At 71.2% G+C, this 19073-nt stretch carries 17 protein-coding genes and 1 tRNA gene; 4 read left to right on the plus strand and 14 right to left on the minus strand.

The window, feature by feature from the left end:
- Positions 1 to 41 precede the first annotated feature (41 nt).
- From QM517_RS05970 to QM517_RS05980, 3 genes are all read left to right on the plus strand, one after another.
- Positions 42 to 1553 carry a hypothetical protein gene (locus QM517_RS05970; protein ID WP_283285911.1) on the plus strand — a complete coding sequence of 504 codons (1512 nt, stop codon included), beginning with the start codon at positions 42 to 44 and terminating at the stop codon, positions 1551 to 1553.
- Between the two features lie 108 nt (positions 1554 to 1661).
- Positions 1662 to 1735, plus strand: a tRNA-Pro gene (locus QM517_RS05975).
- A gap of 76 nt (positions 1736 to 1811) precedes the next feature.
- Positions 1812 to 2585, plus strand: a complete 774-nt coding sequence (locus tag QM517_RS05980; protein WP_077052148.1) for an HAD-IIB family hydrolase — start codon at positions 1812 to 1814, stop codon at positions 2583 to 2585.
- Between the two features lie 67 nt (positions 2586 to 2652).
- Here QM517_RS05980 and QM517_RS05985 read toward each other — a convergent pair whose 3' ends face one another.
- The 8 genes from QM517_RS05985 to QM517_RS06020 form a co-directional block, all read right to left on the minus strand.
- Positions 2653 to 3474, minus strand: a complete 822-nt coding sequence (locus tag QM517_RS05985) for a siderophore-interacting protein (protein ID WP_283285914.1) — start codon at positions 3472 to 3474, stop codon at positions 2653 to 2655.
- Positions 3471 to 4208 (minus strand): FadR/GntR family transcriptional regulator, encoded by a 738-nt coding sequence (locus tag QM517_RS05990; RefSeq protein WP_283285915.1) that lies wholly within the window; start codon positions 4206 to 4208, stop codon positions 3471 to 3473. Before QM517_RS05990 ends, QM517_RS05985 begins: the two co-directional genes overlap by 4 nt.
- A 62-nt stretch (positions 4209 to 4270) precedes the next feature.
- Positions 4271 to 5299 (minus strand): UDP-glucose 4-epimerase GalE, encoded by a 1029-nt coding sequence (galE, locus tag QM517_RS05995; protein ID WP_283285917.1) that lies wholly within the window; start codon positions 5297 to 5299, stop codon positions 4271 to 4273.
- Between the two features lie 40 nt (positions 5300 to 5339).
- Positions 5340 to 5945, minus strand: a complete 606-nt coding sequence (locus QM517_RS06000; protein ID WP_278102333.1) for a thymidine kinase — start codon at positions 5943 to 5945, stop codon at positions 5340 to 5342.
- A gap of 7 nt (positions 5946 to 5952) precedes the next feature.
- Positions 5953 to 7425 carry a malate:quinone oxidoreductase gene (locus tag QM517_RS06005; protein WP_283285919.1) on the minus strand — a complete coding sequence of 491 codons (1473 nt, stop codon included), beginning with the start codon at positions 7423 to 7425 and terminating at the stop codon, positions 5953 to 5955.
- A 102-nt stretch (positions 7426 to 7527) separates the two neighbouring features.
- Positions 7528 to 8598, minus strand: a complete 1071-nt coding sequence (locus QM517_RS06010; RefSeq protein ID WP_283285920.1) for an aspartate-semialdehyde dehydrogenase — start codon at positions 8596 to 8598, stop codon at positions 7528 to 7530.
- Between the two features lie 200 nt (positions 8599 to 8798).
- Positions 8799 to 9380: a DM13 domain-containing protein gene (locus QM517_RS06015; protein ID WP_283285922.1), complete on the minus strand. Its 582-nt coding sequence runs from the start codon at positions 9378 to 9380 to the stop codon at positions 8799 to 8801.
- A gap of 57 nt (positions 9381 to 9437) precedes the next feature.
- Complete coding sequence (locus tag QM517_RS06020; RefSeq protein ID WP_077052155.1) at positions 9438 to 10724, minus strand: aspartate kinase; 1287 nt, start codon at positions 10722 to 10724, stop codon at positions 9438 to 9440.
- Between the two features lie 172 nt (positions 10725 to 10896).
- Between QM517_RS06020 and QM517_RS06025 the strand changes: the two genes are divergently transcribed.
- The gene (locus tag QM517_RS06025) at positions 10897 to 12294 is read left to right on the plus strand and encodes a threonine/serine ThrE exporter family protein (RefSeq protein ID WP_283285924.1); all 1398 of its coding nucleotides are present in this window, start codon (positions 10897 to 10899) and stop codon (positions 12292 to 12294) included.
- A 28-nt stretch (positions 12295 to 12322) separates the two neighbouring features.
- On the opposite strand, the gene QM517_RS06030 is transcribed toward QM517_RS06025, so the two are convergent.
- The 6 genes from QM517_RS06030 to QM517_RS06055 form a co-directional block, all read right to left on the minus strand.
- On the minus strand, positions 12323 to 13141 hold the full coding sequence (locus QM517_RS06030; protein ID WP_283285925.1) for an LmeA family phospholipid-binding protein: 819 nt from the start codon (positions 13139 to 13141) through the stop codon (positions 12323 to 12325).
- Positions 13142 to 13176: 35 nt separating this feature from the next.
- Positions 13177 to 14874, minus strand: coding sequence for a phosphate ABC transporter substrate-binding protein PstS (locus QM517_RS06035; RefSeq protein WP_283285926.1), 1698 nt, complete (start codon positions 14872 to 14874; stop codon positions 13177 to 13179).
- Positions 14871 to 15644, minus strand: a complete 774-nt coding sequence (locus tag QM517_RS06040) for a phosphate ABC transporter ATP-binding protein (RefSeq protein WP_237488701.1) — start codon at positions 15642 to 15644, stop codon at positions 14871 to 14873. The genes QM517_RS06035 and QM517_RS06040 overlap by 4 nt, the downstream gene beginning before the upstream one ends.
- 488 nt (positions 15645 to 16132) lie before the next feature.
- Positions 16133 to 17089: a sortase gene (locus tag QM517_RS06045; RefSeq protein ID WP_077052159.1), complete on the minus strand. Its 957-nt coding sequence runs from the start codon at positions 17087 to 17089 to the stop codon at positions 16133 to 16135.
- Positions 17086 to 17871: a hypothetical protein gene (locus tag QM517_RS06050; RefSeq protein ID WP_283285927.1), complete on the minus strand. Its 786-nt coding sequence runs from the start codon at positions 17869 to 17871 to the stop codon at positions 17086 to 17088. The genes QM517_RS06045 and QM517_RS06050 overlap by 4 nt, the downstream gene beginning before the upstream one ends.
- On the minus strand, positions 17868 to 18974 hold the full coding sequence (locus tag QM517_RS06055; RefSeq protein WP_283285928.1) for a hypothetical protein: 1107 nt from the start codon (positions 18972 to 18974) through the stop codon (positions 17868 to 17870). Before QM517_RS06055 ends, QM517_RS06050 begins: the two co-directional genes overlap by 4 nt.
- Between the last annotated feature and the right edge of the window lie 99 nt (positions 18975 to 19073).

Raw genomic sequence — 19073 nt, forward strand, 5'->3', positions numbered from 1 at the left:
CGGATCGCATGATCGAGTCTCCTCGACCGAAGGGACACTCGATGCATCACCCTCCTCCCCCGCGCCGCCGTCTTCTGCGCACCGCGCTCACCCTCGCTCTGATCGCCGTCGGCGTCGCGACCGTTCCCGTCCTCGCCACCGCGCCCGCCCACGCCGCCGAACAGGGAACGGGGTTCGGCACGTGGGCTCCGCTGTCGTGGACCGGTTGGCACGGGTCCATGCGGGTCGGCGACGTCCACACGTACTGCATCCACCCCGGGCTCCCCGTGGCGACGGGGACGACCACCGACAATGGCGAGACATCCGACGTGAACGGTCTCACCCCGCAACAGCTCGTGTCGATCAACCACCTCGTGACGACCTACGGGCAGACCGACGACCCGGTGCAGGCCGCCGGCGTCGGCTGGGCGGTGAAGGCGATCGTCGACCGTGACACGACACTGCACTCGTGGGGGTACGAGGGCGACTCGCTGCGCGAGGCGATCGACGGCATCATGCGCCGCGCCAGCCCGGAGAACAGTGCCGCCGTGCAGGATCGCGCCGAACGGTACCTCGCCGAAGCGGCGACGATCCGGGTCCCGCGCGTGGGCGGAGCCCTCCTGCTGACGGTCGACGACGACGATCCGACGCGCGGAACCGTCACCGCGGACGTCGACCCGGATGCCACCGGCGGTGTCCACCTCGACGGAGCGGTCTTCGCCGACACCGGGTCGGCCGATCGCACCGCGGTGACTCCGGGCACGTCGTACCCGATCCTCGCCTCCCCGCCCGCGAACTCCGACGGGCGCCCCTACACGGTGCGCGCACGCGGCGCCTTCACCGTGCGCGCGGCCGCCATCCGCTACTTCAGCACCCCCGGGCAGCAGGAGTCGGCCGGCCCCGCCGCCCCGGTGCGCTTCGACCTCACCGCGGAGGACGCGGCGGCGCGCCCCGTGCGCTTCTCGCCGCGCATCCAGACGCACGCGCGCCTCGAGAACGGCCGGTTCGTCGACGAGGTGCTGTTCTCCTCCGGAGAGGGCGTCTGGCCCCGGCGGGCCGACGGCGCGTTCGTGACGATCCGCGCGCGCGCCGACCTCTACCGGACCGGGGCCTTCCCCGCCGAGTCCCCCGAGGTCCCCGGCGGCCTGCAGCCCATCGGGCACCTCGAGCTGACCACCGATCCGACCCGGGGTGCCGGGACCTACACCGCCACCACCGACGAGCCGCTCCCCGGGCCGGGCGTCTACACGGCCGTGTGGCGCATCGAACGCGCGGATCAGGATGCCGCGACGGTCCCCCATCTTCCCGGACGTTTCGCCTGGGTCGAACGGTTCGCCACGCCGGCACAGACCCAGCAGCTGGTCGCCCCTCCGCCGTCCGCCCCCTCCCCGGCTCCCACGGCGACTCCGGCGGTCGCCCCACCTGCCCCGCTGACACCGCCGGCCGCGTCCCTCGCGATGACGGGGGTGAGCCCCACGGGGCTGGCCGCGAGCGGAACCGTCGCCGCCGCTGCTCTGGCCGCCGGGGTCGCCGCCCTCGTCGTGGCACGTCGTCGAGGGACCGCCCGCGTCTGAGACGGGTGCGACGGGTGTCGGGCGGGCGGGGAAGTCCCGGCGACGCGCCCGCCCGACGCCCCGGTTCGAAGCACGGCCGCGAACGGGGTAGACTTACAGGGTTGGCCACGGGGTGTGGCGCAGCTTGGTAGCGCGCGTCGTTCGGGACGACGAGGCCGCAGGTTCAAATCCTGTCACCCCGACCGCAGAGAGGCTCCACCATCAGGTGGAGCCTCTCGTGTACCGAGATACCGCCTTCACCCCGCCCTCAGGAGCCTCGTGTCCGATACCTCGCCCCGTCTCGTCGCCTTCGACCTCGACGACACCCTCGCGCCGTCCAAGACCGCGATCGACCCGCGCATGGGTGATCTGCTGCTGGCGCTCGCCGACCGCGTCGAGGTGGCGATCATCTCGGGCGGACAGCTGCAGCAGTTCAAGTCCCAGGTCGTCGAGCGCCTGCCCGAAACCGACTCGGGGCTGCTGTCGCACCTGCACCTCATGCCGACGTGCGGCACGCAGTACTACCGCCTGAGCACCGACGGCATCGACACGGTCTACGCGCACTCGCTGACCGACGACGAGAAGTCGCGCGCGCTCACCGCCGTCCGCGAAGAGGCCGAGCGCCTGGGTCTGTGGGAGGCCGAGCCCTGGGGCGAGATCCTCGAGGACCGCGGCTCGCAGATCACGTTCTCCGCCCTCGGTCAGAGCGCTCCGCTCGAGGCCAAGATGGCCTGGGACCCGACCGGCGAGAAGAAGAACAGTCTGCGCGAGGCCGTCGCCGCCCGCATCCCCGACCTGGAGGTGCGCTCGGGCGGATCGACGTCGGTCGACATCACCCACCGCGGCATCGACAAGGCCTACGGCATGCGCAAGCTCGCCGAGGCCACCGGAATCGACCTCGACGACATGCTGTTCGTCGGCGACCGTCTCGACCCCGACGGCAACGACTACCCGGTGCTCGCGATGGGCGTCGAGTGCCACGCGGTGCACGGCTGGGAAGACACCGCCGACTACCTCGACGCGCTCATCCCCACCCTGCCCGAGCGCGCCTGACGCCCGCGACCGTCGGTCTGACGCGCGCGTAGCCCGCGCGCCGACGACCTGCGGCGAGCCACGGGGGTCAGAGAATCTTGCCGATCGGCTCGCGCTTCTCGGCCTGGAAACGGTCCTCGGTGCGGCCGTACGCCCAGTAGCCCGACAGGGACACCTGCGACCGGTCGAGCGCCCACACGGTGAAGAACACGTCGCGCAGGGCCTTCATCGACTCGCGCTCGCCGTGCGCGAAGACGTGTCCGCGACCGTCGGGCACCGTCCACGCCGCGACGGCCTCGACCAGCACGCGCGACGTCCCCGGCACCGCGTCGCCGCGGTGCAGCCACACGATCTCGACGCCGTCGGGGGCGACGAGCGCGATCTCGTCGGCGGGACCGGCCGTCTCGAGGAACGCCATACCGCGCGCGTCCGCGGCCAGCGATTCCAGCGCCGACGCGATGGCCGGCAGCGCCGACTCGTCTCCGGCGAACAGGTGCCAGGATGCCGCGGGGTCGGGGGCGTACGCACCGCCCGGCGAGGCGACCACGAGCCGGTCCCCCGGCTGGGCCCGGGCCGCCCACGGCCCCGCGAGCCCCTCGTCGCCGTGGACGACGAAGTCGATCGCCAGTTCGTCGCCCACGACCTCCCGCACGGTGTACGTGCGCGTCACCGGCAGATCCTCGGGAGCGAGGGTCTCGCGCAGCGCCGCCAGGTCGTACGGCGGCTGCAGACCGAGCTCGGGCTTGACGAAGGTGATCTTCACGTACCGGTCGGTGTACGGGCTCTCGCGGAACGCGGTCAGATCTGCGCCGCGTGCGCGCACCCGCACCAGGTGCGGCGTCAGCCGCTCGGTCGAGACCACCTCGAGCACGTGCTGAGGGCGCGGAGGCCGCGCGGTCCGGTCGTTCAAGCGGCATCCACTCCGTTCATCTCAGGACGGACGCCCAACACGTCCGCGACCTCGGCCGAGTACCCGGCGATGTGAGCTCGGACCCGTTCACGCGCAGCGGCGCCGTCACCCGCCTCGACGGCGGCGACGATCCCGCGATGCTCGGTGCGCAGCCGCTCCGACGTCGACTCCCAGTCGACCAGGAGCGCGGCCCCGGCCTGCGTGTACGACTCGATCGAGCTGCGCAACCCCGCCATCATCGCCGCGACCACCGCGTTGCCCGACGCCTCCGCGAGCGCCTGGTGGAAGCGCGCGTCCAGGGCGAGGAACTCGTGACGGTCGAGGCCGGCGGCATCCATGGCATCCAGGATGTCGACGATCTCGGCGAGGTCGGGCGCGCTGCCCGCGAGGGTCTCGACGACGTCGGATTCGAGAACGATGCGGGTGCGCACGACATCGGTGAGCGGGAACCCGCTGGCCGCGACCTGCAGGCGGAGGAACGCGGCGAGTCCGCCCCGCGGCGTGGTCACGATCATCGCGCCCGAGGAGGGGCCCGACCCCGTGGCGGTGCGCACGACGCCGAGGACCTCCAGAACGCGGATGGCCTCGCGGACGCTGGACCGGCCGACACCGAGCTGGGCGGCGAGTTCGCGCTCCGGGGTCAGGCGATCACCTGGGGCGAGGCGCCCCTCGCGCAGGTCCGCTTCGACGCGTTCCAGCACCACCTGCCACGCGCGCAGTCCGGAATCCGGCACGGCATCCCTCCCGACGACCGCAGGCCGCTGTGGCCTGACCACACAACCTTACGCGGAAGGACTCAGGCGTCGGCCGGGGTCGCGTACCCTGCGGGGTTGCGGGTCTGCCAGTTCCAGTAGTCGCGGCACGCGTCATCGATGCCCAGTCGGGTCCGCCAGCCGAGCACCTCCGCCGCCTTCGTGGGGTCGCAGTACGTCGCCGCGACATCTCCGGGACGGCGGGCGAGGATCTTCTTGGGAAGCTCGCGTCCGACCGCCTTCTCGAAGGAGGCGACGAGTTCGAGCACGCTCACCGGACGCCCGGTGCCGAGGTTGAAGACCTGGTGACCCGGCTGGGCCTGCTCGAGGGCGACCACGTGGCCCTCGGCGAGGTCGACCACGTGGATGTAGTCCCGCAGGCCCGTGCCGTCGGGAGTGTCGTAGTCGTCGCCGAACACGCCGATCTCGTCGAGCGTGCCGATCGCGACGCGCGAGACGAACGGCATGAGGTTGTTCGGGATGCCGGCGGGGTCTTCGCCGATGAGACCGGACGGGTGCGCGCCCACCGGGTTGAAGTACCGCAGCACCGTGACGTTCAGATCGGGGTTCACGCGGGCGACGTCCGCGAGCACGACCTCGTTCATGCGCTTGGACTTGCTGTAGGCGTTGGAGAGGTCGATGCTCGTGGTCGACTCCTCCGTGAACGGCAGGTCGGCCGGGTCGGAGTAGACCGTCCCCGTGCTCGAGAACACGAACGAGCGGATGCCGCGGGCGATGCCGACCCGCAGGAGCGCGAACGTCGTGTCGAGGTTGTTCGAGTAGTACTCGAGCGGCTTCTGCGTGGACTCCCCCACGGCCTTGAAGGCGGCCAGGTGGATGATGGCGTCGATCGGACCGTACTGGTCGAACACGGCGGTGACGACCGCGTCGTCCGCGGCGTCCCCCACGACGAGCGGGGCCGACTTGCCGGTGATCTTCTCGACCCGCTCGGCGGCGACCGCGTGGGTGCCCGACAGGTCGTCGAGCAGGACGACGTCGTGGCCCGACTCCAGCAGGGCGACGGCCGTGTGTGTTCCGATGTAACCGGCGCCGCCGGCCAGAAGTACGCGCATGCGTCCAGGCTATCGGCCGCGGCCCGCCGGTGCCGCCGCGTCAGCGACCGTCGAGCCGCCCACCGGACTCGCGCAGGTAGCAGGTCGCGCACATCGACTCGTACGTCACTTCACCCGAGATCTGCGCCTCGTCGATCGCCACCTGGTCGCCGTCGAAGACGAAGCGCCCGCCGACCAGACGGGCGTTGAACACCGCTTTGCGCCCGCACCGGCAGATGGTCTTGAGCTCTTCCAGGCTGTGCGCGATCTCGAGCAGACGCGCCGACCCCGGGAACGCCTCGGTGCGGAAGTCCGTGCGGATCCCGTAGGCGAGCACCGGGATGCCGTCGAGCACCGCGATCCGCAGGAGGTCGTCGACCTGGCCCGCGGTGAAGAACTGCGCCTCGTCGACGAGGAGGCAGGCGACCGGCGCTTTCCCGGCCGCCTCGTGGAAGACGGCGCGCAGGTCGTCGTCGTGTCCGACGAGGAAGTCGACCGGTCGGCTGACCCCCAATCGGCTGTCGATCTGGTCGGCGCCCTTGGTGTCGATCTCGGGCTTCGCGAGCAGCACCCGCTGTCCGCGCTCCTCGTAGTTGTACGCCGCCTGCAGCAGCGCCGTCGACTTGCCGGAGTTCATCGCTCCGTAGCGGAAGTACAGCTTCGCCATGTACGCGTCAGGCGTTGATCGCGAGCGCCTGGGCCGTGGCATCCAGTTCGGCGCGCGCCGCGTCGGGACGCGTGTTCAGCGTCTCGCCGTAGCTGGGGATGAGCTGCCGCAGGCGCGGCTCCCACTCGGGCATGCGCTCGGGGAAGCAGGTCTTGATGAGCCCCAGCATGATCGAGACGGCGGTCGACGCACCCGGCGACGCGCCCAGCAGACCCGCGATGGAGTGGTCGGCGGCGGTGACGACCTCGGTGCCGAACTGCAGCACGCCGCCCTTGTCCTTGTCGCGCTTCATGACCTGGGCGCGCTGACCGGCGTCGAGGAGTTCCCAGTCCTCGGCCCGGGCCGTGGGCATGAACTCGCGGAGGCTGTCGACCTTCTTCGCGTGGGTCTTCAGCAGCTCGCTGACGAGGTACTTGATCAGGCCCGGGTTGTCGACGGCGACCTTGAGCATCGGGAACAGGTTGTGCGGACGCACCTGGGTGACGATGTCGAGCATCGACCCGTTCTTGAGGAACTTGGGGCTGAAGGTCGCGAACGGACCGAACAGGAGCGAGGTCTCGCCGTCGACGACACGGGTGTCGAGGTGCGGCACCGACATCGGCGGAGCGCCCACCGACGCCTGCGAGTACACCTTGGCCTTGTGCTGCGCGACGATCGCGGGGTTGGAGGTCTTCAGCCACTGCCCGCCGATCGGGAACACGCCGTAGCCCTTGATCTCGTCGATGCCGGAGCGCTGCAGGAGCTTGAGCGCCCAGCCGCCGGCGCCGACGAAGACGAACTTCGCCGTGATCGAGCCGGGGGTGTGGCCGATCGTGTGGCGGTAGGTCACGTCCCACCGGCCGTCCTTGCGCTTCTTCAGCTTCTTGACCTCGTGGTTGGTGACGACCTCGACGCCCTTCTCGCGGAGCCCCGCGAAGAGCTGGCGCGTGAGCGACCCGAAGTCGACATCGGTGCCCGCGGGCACGCGCGTGGCGGCGAACGGCTCGCCCTTGCGACGCTTCTGCATGAGCAGCGGCGCCCACTGGTTGATGACGCGGGAGTCCTCGCTGTACTCGATTCCGGCGAACAGCGGCTGCTGCTTCAGCACCTCGTAGCGCTTGCGGAGGTACGCGACGTCCTTCTCGCCCCGCACGAACGTCATGTGCGGGGTGGGGTTGATGAAGGTCGAGGGCTCGTCGAGGACGCCCTCGGACACCAGCGACGCCCAGAACTGGCGGCTCTGCTGGAACTGCTCGTTGATCGCGACGGCCTTCGACGGGTCGAGCGCGCCCTTCGGATTGTCGGGCATGTAGTTGAGCTCGCAGAGCGCCGCGTGACCGGTGCCGGCGTTGTTCCACGCGTTCGAGCTCTCCTGCGCGACGTCGCTCAGTCGCTCCAGCACCGCGATCTTCAGGTCGGGCTGCAGATCCTTCAGCATCGTGCCGAGGGTGGCGGACATGATGCCGCCTCCGATGAGGAGAACGTCGACGTTTTCGGTCACCCGTCGATTCTAGGTGCGGGCTGCGAGGTGTCTCGACATCGAGAGATTCGACGGTTCGATATCGAGACAACCCCGGCCTGCGGCATCCGGATGCCGGAGAGGTCAGGCGTGCGCGGAAAGCTCCTGCGCGACGAGCTCGGCGATCTGCACGGCGTTGAGCGCCGCGCCCTTGCGGAGGTTGTCGTTGCTGATGAACAGCACGAGCCCCTTGCCCTCGGGAGCGGACTGGTCGGCGCGGATGCGACCGACGTAGCTCGGGTCGGTGCCGGCGGCCTGGAGCGGCGTCGGGACCTCTTCGAGACGGACCCCGGGGGCGTCGGCGAGCAGCTCGCGCGCGCGCTCGGGCGTGAGGTCGCGAGCGAACTCGGCGTTGATGCTCAGCGAGTGACCGGTGAAGACCGGGACGCGCACGCACGTGCCGGCGACGCGGAGATCGGGGAGCTCGAGGATCCTGCGGCTCTCGTTGCGGAGCTTCTTCTCTTCGTCGGTCTCGTTGAGTCCGTCGTCGACGAGGTTGCCCGCGAACGGGATGACGTCGAACGCGATCGGGGCAACGTACTTCTCGGGCTGCGGGAAGTCGAGCGCCGAGCCGTCGCGGACGAGGCGCTCGACCTCGCCCTGGGCCAGCACGCCCTCGACCTGACCGAGCAGCTCCCGGGCGCCGGCGAGACCCGATCCCGAGACGGCCTGGTACGTGCTGACGATGAGGCGCTCGAGACCGGCCTCGGCGTCGAGCACCTTCAGCACCGGCATCGCGGCCATGGTGGTGCAGTTGGGGTTCGCGACGATGCCCTTCCGGGCCTCGGCGATCGCGTGCGGGTTGACCTCGCTCACGACGAGCGGGACCTCGGGATCCATGCGCCAGGCGCTGGAGTTGTCGATGACCAGGGCGCCCGCCTCGGCGAAGCGCGGGGCGTGCGCACGCGACCCGGTGGCGCCGGCCGAGAACAGGGCCACGTCGATGCCCGAGGGGTCGGCGGTGGCGACGTCTTCGACGATGACCGAGTGGCCGCCGAAGTCGAGCGACGTGCCCGCCGAGCGTGCCGTGGCGAACAGGCGCAGCTCCCGAATCGGGAACGACCGCTCCGCGAGGATCTCGAGCATGACGGAGCCGACCTGGCCGGTGGCGCCGACGACGGCGAGGGAGATTCCGGAATCGGAGATGCGGGTCATGCGAGGTCCTCGGTGGTTCGGGTGGTGGATGCCGCGAACGCGGCGTTCGGGTCAGGGTAGCGCGAGAGACGGTGGGGATGCCGACGGCGGGGACCCGGAGCAGGAAGAATGACGGTTCCGCAGGGGTGCACGGCCGGAATCCGTCGCGGGCGAGGCTGCGCGCCGGAAAACTCCTTCGTCGTGATGCGCGCCCCGAGTGGTCAGTTCAGCGCCGCCGCGCCGAACGAGACACCGAAGCGCTCGCACCACAGATCGACCGTGCGGAACGTCGACAGATCCACGTCGGCGGGGATGTCGTACAGCTGGTCGCCGAGGTTGCCGCGGAGGGGACCGAGGTCGACGTGGTCGTACGACGCCGCCGTGTACCACCCGTCGCGTCCTTCGACCACCGGCCCGGCGCTGAGCCACACGTGCACGTCGGGCCCGTTCGACGTCGCGAGTCCGACGAGCGCCAGCTGGCGGGTGCCGTCGGGGTTCTCGATGATGCGGACCGACCCCGACGTCTCGTGCTCATGGCTGATCAGCGACCCGGCAGCGAGGTCCCTCGGACCGGCGGGCGGAGCGGGGGTCGCGTCCTCGGTCTCAGGGTCGGCCATCTCCACCGGCTCCATGACGGTCGACGGCGTCGACTGCGGTGACGGAATGCGATCGGCGACGCGCACATCGACGAACAGCAGCCACGGCTGGAAGAGGAGTCCGGCCACGAGGAGGACGGCTGCGGCACCCGCGGCGCCGATGATCCAGACGGCCTTCCGTCGCCGCGACATCCGATTCCGCGCCATCGCCGTCTCCGTTCGTCGGGGCGAGGCTAGACCGAGTGGCTGGAGAAGGACTGCGAGTCAGCGACCGGTGCCGGCGTGGACGGTCGCCTCGTCGTCGCCGTCGAGACCGTACGCGGTGTGCACGAGGCGCGCGGCTTCGGCGAGGTCGACTCCCCGCACGACGACGGAGATGCGGATCTCGGAGGTCGAGATCATCTCGATGTTGACGCCCGCCAGGCTCAGCGCCTCGAACAGGGTCGCCGAGACGCCCGAGTGCGTGCGCATGCCCGCCCCGACCACGGAGAGCTTGCCGATCTGGTCGTCGTGCACGAGGCTCTCGAACCCGACCTCGGACTGCTCGCCGGCGAGCGCCTTCAGCGCGGTCGTGGCATCGGTCTTCGGCAGGGTGAAGGAGATGTCGGTGCGGCCGGTGGCGGCGGCGGAGACGTTCTGCACGATCATGTCGACGTTCGCGCCGGACTTCGCGACGATCTTGAAGATGTCGGCGGCCTTGCCGGGGACGTCGGGCACGCCGATGACGGTGATCTTCGCCTGGCTGAGGTCGGTGGCGACGCCGGCGACGATGGGCTCTTCCATGGTGGCTCCCTCGGGGACGAGCGGGGACTTCTTCGAGGCGTCGAGCACCCAGGTGCCCTCGCCCGAGCTGAACGTGGACCGGGCGTGGATGAGCACCCCGTGGCGGCGCGCGTATTCGACCGCGCGGATGTAGAGGACCTTCGCGCCGTTGGCGGCGAGCTCCAGCATCTCCTCGCTGCCGACGCGGTCGAGCTTGCGGGCCAGCGGCACGACGCGCGGGTCGGCGGTGAAGATGCCGTCGACGTCGCTGTAGATCTCGCACACGTCGGCGTTCAGCGCGGCGGCGAGCGCGACGGCGGTGGTGTCGGAGCCGCCGCGGCCGAGCGTGGTGATGTCGCGGGTGTCGCGGTTGAACCCCTGAAAGCCGGCGACGATGACGATCGCGCCCTCGTCGAGCGCTTCGCGCAGCCGCACGGGCGTGACGTCGACGATGCGGGCCGCGCCGTGGGTGGCATCCGTGATCATGCCCGCCTGGCTGCCGGTGAAGGACCGCGCCTCGAAGCCCATCGAGTGGATCGCCATGGCCAGCAGCGCCATCGAGATGCGCTCCCCGCTGGAGAGGAGCATGTCGAGCTCGCGCGGCGCGGGGATCGGAGCGACTTGACCTGCGAGGTCGAGCAGCTCGTCGGTGGTGTCGCCCATCGCGCTCACCGCGACGACGACCTCGTGGCCGGCGCGGCGGGTGTCGACGATGCGCTTGGCGACGCGCTTGATGCTCTCGGCGTCGGCGACGGACGAACCGCCGTACTTCTGGACGATCAGCGCCATAAGAGGAACTCCCGGGAGGGTCGGGCGTCGGGATGCCACGACGGGGCGCTCGGATGCCACGCCCGAGGGTTCATCTTAGGGGCGCCCGCATGCCGCCGACGTCATGCGGCGGGCACCGAGGCGTGCGCGGATAGGATCGTGGCGTTCCACCCCTCCCCCGAGAGCGACCCGGATGCCCCCCACCCCCGCTCGATGGCTGTCCTCCTTGCGTCGTCTGATCCACGCCGAGGACGCCCTCGCCCCCGAGACCCAGCTGATCGCCGTCATCGACGCGACGCTGGCCACCCGCATCCTGGATCTCGCCATCCGCATCGGCGAGACGATGCTCGTCGTCGGGGCGTCGGCGAGCGATGTGACCGCCACGATCGTGCGGGTGAGCCGCGCGTACGGCCTGGACCCGGTGCACGTCGACGTCACCTACAACTCCGTCACGATCGCGCACAGCCTGCCGGGCGCCGCGCATCCCACCACGCTCCTCCGGGTGGTGCGCGGGTCGGTCCCGGATCACGCCAAGCTGCAGCGCCTCCAGGCTCTGGTGGCGGACATCACCGACGGCCTCGACCTCGACGCGGCGATCTCCCGGTGCCGCGCGATCCGGCGTCTGCCGTTCCGGTACCGCCCCGCGGCGATCATCGTCGCGCAGGCGACGCTCGCGCTCGGCGTCGCCGTGATGTTCGGGGCGAACTGGCTCGCTCTCGTGCTGTCGTTCACGGCCGCGGCCCTGGCGGCGTCGACGCAGCACCTGCTCGCCAAGGCCCGCGTGCCGTACTTCTTCGCGCAGATCGCCGGCGGATTCGTCCTGACCGTCGTCGCCGCCCTCTCCCCGCTGCTGCGCTACACCGGACTCGACGCGGCCGAGACGATCCGCCCGTCGGTGATCGTGGCATCCGGGATCGTCCTGATGCTCGCCGGACTCACCGTGGTCGGGGCGGCTCAGGATGCCATCGACGGCTTCGCCCTCACCGCCACGGGGCGCATCCTCGAGCTCACGACGCAGACGCTCGGCGTGGTGCTCGGGATCCTGGCGGGACTGGAGACCGTGCGGGTGCTGGGGCTCGGGATGTCGCCGCCGTCCATGGCGCTGCCGCTCGGACCGCTCCCCCTGCAGTTCACCGGCGCCGCGATCATCGCCGTCGCGGTCGCGATCTACAACGGCGCGGGCATGCGCATCGTGCTCGTGAGCGCGGGCCTCAGCCTGGTCGCGTGGGTCGGGTACACGGGCGCGTCGGCGATCGGGTTCGAGGTGGCCGCGGCCAGCGGCGTGGGGGCGTTCGTCGGCAGCTTCGTGGGCATCGTGGTGGCCTACCGGCTGCACGTGCCGTCGGTCGCCGTCACGACCGCGGCGATCCTGCCGATGGTCCCGGGGGCGGCGGTGTTCCGCGGGCTCCTCGGCGTCGTGGAATCCGGCGAGGATGCCGCGGTGCTCATGACCGGCGTCACGACGCTCGCGGGCGCCGCGACGATCGGCATCGCCCTCGCCGTCGGCGCCTCCCTGGGCATCTACCTCGGTCAGCCGGTGCGGGCGACCCTGTCGGGGGTCGTGCGATCGCGGGCGCGGGCGCGGCGGTAGCGGGCCCGATGCCCCGGGATCGGCGCGATCAGGGGCAGGAGCCGGGCGCCCGCCCCTCGGCGGTGTCGGATGCGGCCAGGTCGACGTCGAACTCCATGCGCAACTGCTGGTCGGTCACACGCACGTCGCGGGGATGCAGGAAGCTCGGCATCGTCTCGGCGACGCACGCGGGAGCGGGCTGCAGAGTCGAGAGATCGATGCCCGCCTGCGCGGCGACCTCGTCGAGGGAGAGGGTCTTGTCGCCGACCGTCAGGGAGGAGAACGCCGCGCTGACCCTCCCGTTCTCGAAATGCGGCATCACGGCCGCACTCACCGTCACGGGGGTCGTCCCGGCCAGGACGGAACCGCTCACGACCATGTCGCCATCGGAGAAGCCGACCCTCATCTCGCCCTGCGCGTCCGCCGGGAGGAGGAGCGCCGTGGCCTGAGCCGCGGTGAGGGTGACCGCGCCAAAGACCTTGTCGGCCAAGATGGCCTCGTCGACCCGCCGAGCCCCCTCGATCGTCATCGTCAGATCCGCGTTCGCCCGTCCGGTGGGGAAGCTGTAGACCGTGACCCCGATGCGGTCGTAGCGGCCGACGAGCTCCTGCAGCAGGACGGATCCCGCGATGTCGACCTCGATGCGCTCGCTCGCGGGGGCGTCCAGCCGGGCGCGGACCTCCTCGACGCCGATCCGCTGGACCTCGGCCCGCGCGACCGTCTCCGCGATCACGCCCAGGGAGGCCACCAGGATCAGCAGGAGGCCGGCGAGGGCGACGATCAGCAGCCCCCACCGCGGGCGCGCGGGTTCGGGGTCCTCCGTCTCCGGCGGCCGCGGCAGCACGTCGGTCTGGTCGAGGTGGGTCATGCGCCGTGCCTTGTCCGTTGCATCCGTGGTCCGGGTCAGAGCCCGATGAGCGTGAGCGTCACCGTGGAGCGGTAGCGACCCACCGCGGCGTCCCGGGGGATCCGCAGACTCAGATCGGCGTCGAAGGTCACGCCGACGAGCGTGGTGGTCGTGCCCGGCTCGCCGGTGGCGAGGATCATCGGGTAGACCGCCTGGCCCGCCTCCTGACCGTCCGCAATCGACACGCCGTCCTGATGCGTGGTCTCGTGAGGCGCGATCCCCAGGAAGGTCGACGAGACCCTCGCCGCCTGGTCGTCGATCCCGACGAAGTCGCTGACCGAGAACTGCAGGCTCCAGCCCCCGAGGCGGTTGCGGTCGTCGACGACGCTGAAGCGCCCGAGGGCGCGGGCGACCTCTCCACCCCCGCGTCCCAGGTCGCCGAAATCGATCGACGTCGAGGTGGGCGCGGTGAGTTGGAAGAGATCGGATGCCGTCACCGTGGCGGACACGTTCACCCCGTCGACCTCGTCGGCGCGGGGTGCGGGGCCGGGACGCCGGTCGCTCTCCGGCGGCATCGGCGCGGTGCGCAGAAGAAGGTTGTCGCTCGCGGTGTCACCGGGGGCGAACGTCGGGTTCCGGCATCCGTCCAGGTCGATCGTGCCGGACGAGCCCGGGATCCGGGAGACCCCGTCCGCCACGATCCGGGCGAGCGGCAGCGGCAGGGCGCCGTACCCGAGGGCCGGCAGCTCCTGCTGCCCCTCGCAGGCCGCGTACTGCACGAACCGGGAGAGGGTGCGACCCTTCTCGGCGGTGAAGATCTTATTGGTCGCGGTCGGCGCGATCAGATAGGACACCGACGAGATCGGGTACGCGCGGGGGTCGGTGCTGCGGTGCACGCGCCTCAGATCGAGCGTTCCGTCCGGGCCCGGTGTCGCCTCCAGGAGCGCGATCGACGCCGCGGCCGGAGTCGGTGCGACGTAGTACCCGGCATCGTTGAGCACCTTGGCGACGGAGAGACCGGCGTTCTGGGCGTAGGACGCCTCGACATAGGTGATCGCTCCCCGGCCGTAGTCCTGGGACACGTACCCGGCGACGCCGAGCGAACCGTTCTGCGCCCGGAACGAGTCGGCGACGTGCGGGAAGACCGACCGCGCCCCGTACGTCCAGATGCTCGGATACCGGTCGGCCATCCACCCGGTCAGCTGAGCACTCGAACCGGAGCCGTCCGCCCGCACGACCGGCGTGATCGCCTGATCGGGCATCGTCAGCGCCGGGTTGTCCGCCTGGATCTCGGGGTCGTTCCACCGCGTGATCCGCCCCGCGAAGATCCCGGCGACGACGGCACCCGACAGACGCAGATCGGTCACGCGGTGACCGTCGATCCAGAGGTTGTACGCGAGCGCCGTGCCGCCGGCGAGCAGGGGCAGGTACTCGTACGGCGGCATCCCCGCCTCGGGGGTCGGGCTCTCGGACGTCGCCTCGGTCTGGAACGGGACGTCGCTGACCGCGAAGTCGACCGTCTGGGCGATGAAGTCCCTCCGCCCGGCCGACGAACCGGTGCCGGAGTAGTTGACGGTGATCCCGTCCGTCCGAGCGACGTCTCTCCGCCACACGTCCAGACCGTTCTGCCCCCATGTCGAGCCGGAACCGGAGACGGGGACGAAGGACTCGGACGCCTGCGCGGGAGCCGGCACCGCCAGAGCCGTGACGATCGCCGTGACCAGGAGGAGCGCCCCCCGCACCCCGCGGATCATCCGAATCGACCGTTCACGTAATCGTAGGTCCGCGGGTCGATCGGCGAATCGAACATCGCCTCGGTGTCGCCGTGCTCGACGATGTGGCCGGGCTGACCCTGGGATGCCAGGAAGAACGCGCACTGCTGCGACACGCGCTGCGCCTGCTGCATGTTGTGCGTGACGATGACGATCGTCAGCTCCTTCTGCAGCTCCCCCATCGTCTCCTCGATCACGCGGGTCGAGGTGGGGTCGAGCGCGGAGCACGGCTCGTCCATCAGCAGCACCTTGGGCTTGATCGCGAGCGACCGGGCGATGCACAGACGCTGCTGCTGTCCGCCGGAGAGACCGCCGCCGGGCGCTCGCAGGCGGTCCTTCACCTCTTTCCACAGGCCCGCAGAGGTGAGCGAGCGCTCGACGAGGTAGTCCTTCTCGTCGCGCGAGGCGCGCATGCCGGTGAGCTTCAGCCCCGCGATGACGTTGTCGTAGATCGACATGGCCGGGAAGGGGTTCGGCTTCTGGAACACCATGCCGATGTGCTTGCGCGCGTCGATCAGGCGGTGCCCCGAGTCGTAGATGTCGTCGCCGTCCAGCCGCACCTCGCCGGCGAGGGAGGCCGAGGGCACCAGCTCGTGCATGCGGTTGAGGATGCGCAGGAACGTCGACTTGCCGCAGCCGGACGGGCCGATCAGCGCGGTGACCTGGCCGGCGGGCATCGTCAGCGAGACGTCGAGGAGCACCTGGTGGTCGCCGAACCACGCCGAGATGGAGCGGGCGTCGAGCTCGGACAGGTCGGGGGCGTCCGCCAGGAGGCGCTCGGCCTCGGCGAGGCGCTCGGCCGTCGCCGACGCCCCGCCCAGCAGCGACACCGACGACGCCCGCACCGATGCCCCCGACACCGTGTAGCCCGCCGACGTCGTGGCGTACACACCGGCGGTCGGCGACGCGGGGTCGGGCGCACCGGGAGCGGGGATGACGCTCGTGACGTCGTCGGCGCCGGCCGCGGGGACCTCCGCCCCGCGACGACCGAAGAACGCGCCGCGGCGCGCGCGCCGGTGGGAGATGCCGAGGCCCGCGCGCGCGGCATCCGGGGCCGGCTCGGCGACGGGGGCGACCGTCGTGACCTCGCCCGCCGAAGCGGACTCCAGGTCCTGCAGAACGGCGACGTCGTCGGCGCTCAGCACGTCGGTCATGAACGGGTCGGCGGTGTCATCGCCCGAGGGAGCGGCAGCGCCCTCGAGATCGGGATCGCGGCGGTCGGTCATGTTCGGCTTTCGGGTCAGAGGAGGTTCGGGAGGAGTCGGATCAGCTGGTCCGAGACGAACACGCTCGCCAGCAGCAGGACGGGGGCGAAGACGATCCACGTCTTCTGCCACCCGACGCGGCGGTACGCCCAGACGGCCAGGAGCTCGGCGACGACGAGGAACTGCAGGGCGAAGACCAGCGCCCACACCGTGGTGACGTCCGTCGCCATCGCCTTGGCCTGCGGGGGCAGCGACATGGATGTCGTCTGACGGGCACCGGTCGCCTTCGCGTCACCGGTGGCCCTGGCATCCACGTAGACGACGCCGGTCGGCAGGTACGGAGCCCCGCGCGCGGCCATGAGGATCAGACGGCTCTCGCCGCGCACCGGCGCGGGAGGAGTCGGATCGCCCGCGTAGCGCACGCCCAGCACTTCGAACGTCTGCTCGCCCTGCCCCGTGCGCACGGTGAAGTCCTCGCCCGGTTGCAGGGTCTGGATGCTGCGGAACGGCCCGCCGAACGCGGCGGTCCGGCCCATGATGACGCTGACCCCCGCCTGCCCCGGCAGCACGGTGTCGCGACGGTGACCGGGACCCCCCATGAGGACGCCCGAGGTCGTCCCCTCCGCCACCACCTCGTCGATGCCGAGCTGCGGGATCGAGAGCAGGGCGACGGGCGCCCCGTCGTCGAGCAGGTGATCCTCGAAGTCGCCCTCGCTGACCGGCGCGGTTCCCGCCGACAGCTGTGCCCGGAAGGTGTCGCGCAACTCCTGCTGCGACGCGAAATGCGTGATGTGACTCACCAGCAGCACGTTTCCGAGGAACACCAGGATCAGCACCGAGATCGACACCAGCGTCCCGCGCAGGAACACCTGCACCGGTGTCAGCGGCGCGTACTGGGGACGGCGCCGCGGGGGGCGACGCGGAGGCTTCGGCGGGCGCGGCGGGAGGGGGCGCGTCGGCGCTTCGGCGGCGCGGTCTTCCTGGAGGGTCATGTCGTGGCCGCCACGGGGACCGGGGGCAGAGCATCGCGGACGACCCGCACCGTCACCCACGCGATCGCGACGATGACGAGGATCGCGAGGATCAGCCACGGGAAAAGCAGGAAGAACCCGTCGCGCGTGACCGGCGACAGCGCGGTGCCGTCGACGGACTCCGGCGGGGTCAACGTCACGTGCCCCGTGAGCAGCGTCCACTGGCCGGCCCCGTGCAACGACGCGGACACGACGCGGGTCTCGCCGGGCTGGAGCGCGGTGATCGCCACGTCACTGGTGGTGTCGAGGCGGTTGGAGAACAGGGCCCCGTCGATGGAGAACTCCGCCGTCGCGTCGATGACGGACGTGGAGGCGTTGCGGACGGTGAACCAGAGGTCGACGGTGCCGTCGGCGGGATTCACGGACGGAGCCGTGGACCCGTTCAGGCCTCCGACGTAGAGCATCCCGGCGACGCTCACCTCCCCCGCGGTGTTGGTCTGCGGCTGCGTCGTCCCGCCGCCCGTCCCGCCCGCGCTGCCGCCGGAGCCGGACGTGGTCCCGCCCGACGACCCGGTGCCAGAGGACCCCGAGCCCGATGAGCCTGAGCCCGAGGTCGAACCGGTGGGTCCCGTCGACGTGCTCGCCGTCGGCGTCGGCGTGGATCCGTCGGTGATCGTCACGGAGAGCGGGGTCCCGGCATCCTGATCGTCGGCCGCGACCGCCGGGGCCGCCGCGCCCACCACCGAGGCGAGCAGCACGGCGGCGACGACGAGACGCGGTGCGACCGAACGGCTGGGTCTCACGACGATCCCGACTTCGCGGCGCCCGCGAGGCCCTCGGCTTCGGCGGCCGTCGCCCGCTCCATGTAGTCGACCCACTCACGCGCACGCTCTTCGTCGCGGCGGCGGCGCCACCGCAGCAGCAGGAAGATCACCGCGGCCAGGGCGAGCAGGATCAGCAGCATCCACGGCACCCCGAAGGTCACGGTGTCACGGGTGATCGGTGAGACCGTGAGCTGCTGGGAGCTGTCGGGCGAGTCGACGAACGGGTTGAGCACGGTGGACGGGTTGAGGTAAAGCCACTGCCCGACCCCGCCGACGGTGAACTCGTACGTCGCGGTGTTGCCGGGGAGCAGCATCGGGATGCTGCCGCCCTGCAGACCCGTCGCGGGGATGCCGAACCAGGTCGCGACCCCGGAGGTGAGGTTCGCGGCGAGAGCCACGTTGCCCGGGTTCGAGACGGTGTAGTGCAGCTTCACGCTGCCGCTGAACGGGTTCCACCAGTCGCCCTCGTAGGACGCGTCGTAGCTCGTGATGCTCAGCGCCGGCTGGAGGTCGCCGGACACCCGGGCGAAGATCGACGTGGCGACGCGGCGGTCGACGCTGACCTGCTGCCCCTCCTCGACGACGGATGCCACGAGGCCACCGACGTGATCACCGGGGGTCGCGTCCGCGGGGAACGCGATCGTGAAGGACAGGAGCCGGACCTCGTCGGGCTCCAGCGAGAACTTGACGCGGTCGCTGCCGTCGTCGAAGCGCAGCCACGCACCGACCGCGGTGGGAGTGTCGGCGGTCGCCAGGAGCGAGAACGCGCCGTCGCCGCCGTTGAAGGCATCCGTGGCGTACACCGTGAAGTCCTGGCGTGCGGTGCCGGTGTTGCCGACGAGCACGCGGTCGGTGACCGTCTGCCCCGGGTCCGCGGTGTAGGTGAAGCGCGACCGGCCATCGGGGCGACCGTCTTCGCCGGCGGGACGGGTGGCGACACCGACGGTGGCGGGGGTGGCGGCGGCATCGCCGTCATCGGCCCGCGCGGGGGACGTGGGAGGAAGGAGGGCCAGCGTCGCCGCCAGGGCCAGCAGTGCGACGCCCAGAGCCGGGAGGCGGCGACGCGAGGTGAAGGAGAGCACGGTATATCTCCGCAGACTGCGGCGACGTAGGTATGTCGCGCGGGTGAACGAGGGCTGATCCGAGGGGATCGGAGGCGTATCGGCCAGACCCGGGGCCGG

The sequence above is a fragment of the Microbacterium sp. IEGM 1404 genome, from assembly GCF_030056775.1.
GTDB lineage: Bacteria > Actinomycetota > Actinomycetes > Actinomycetales > Microbacteriaceae > Microbacterium.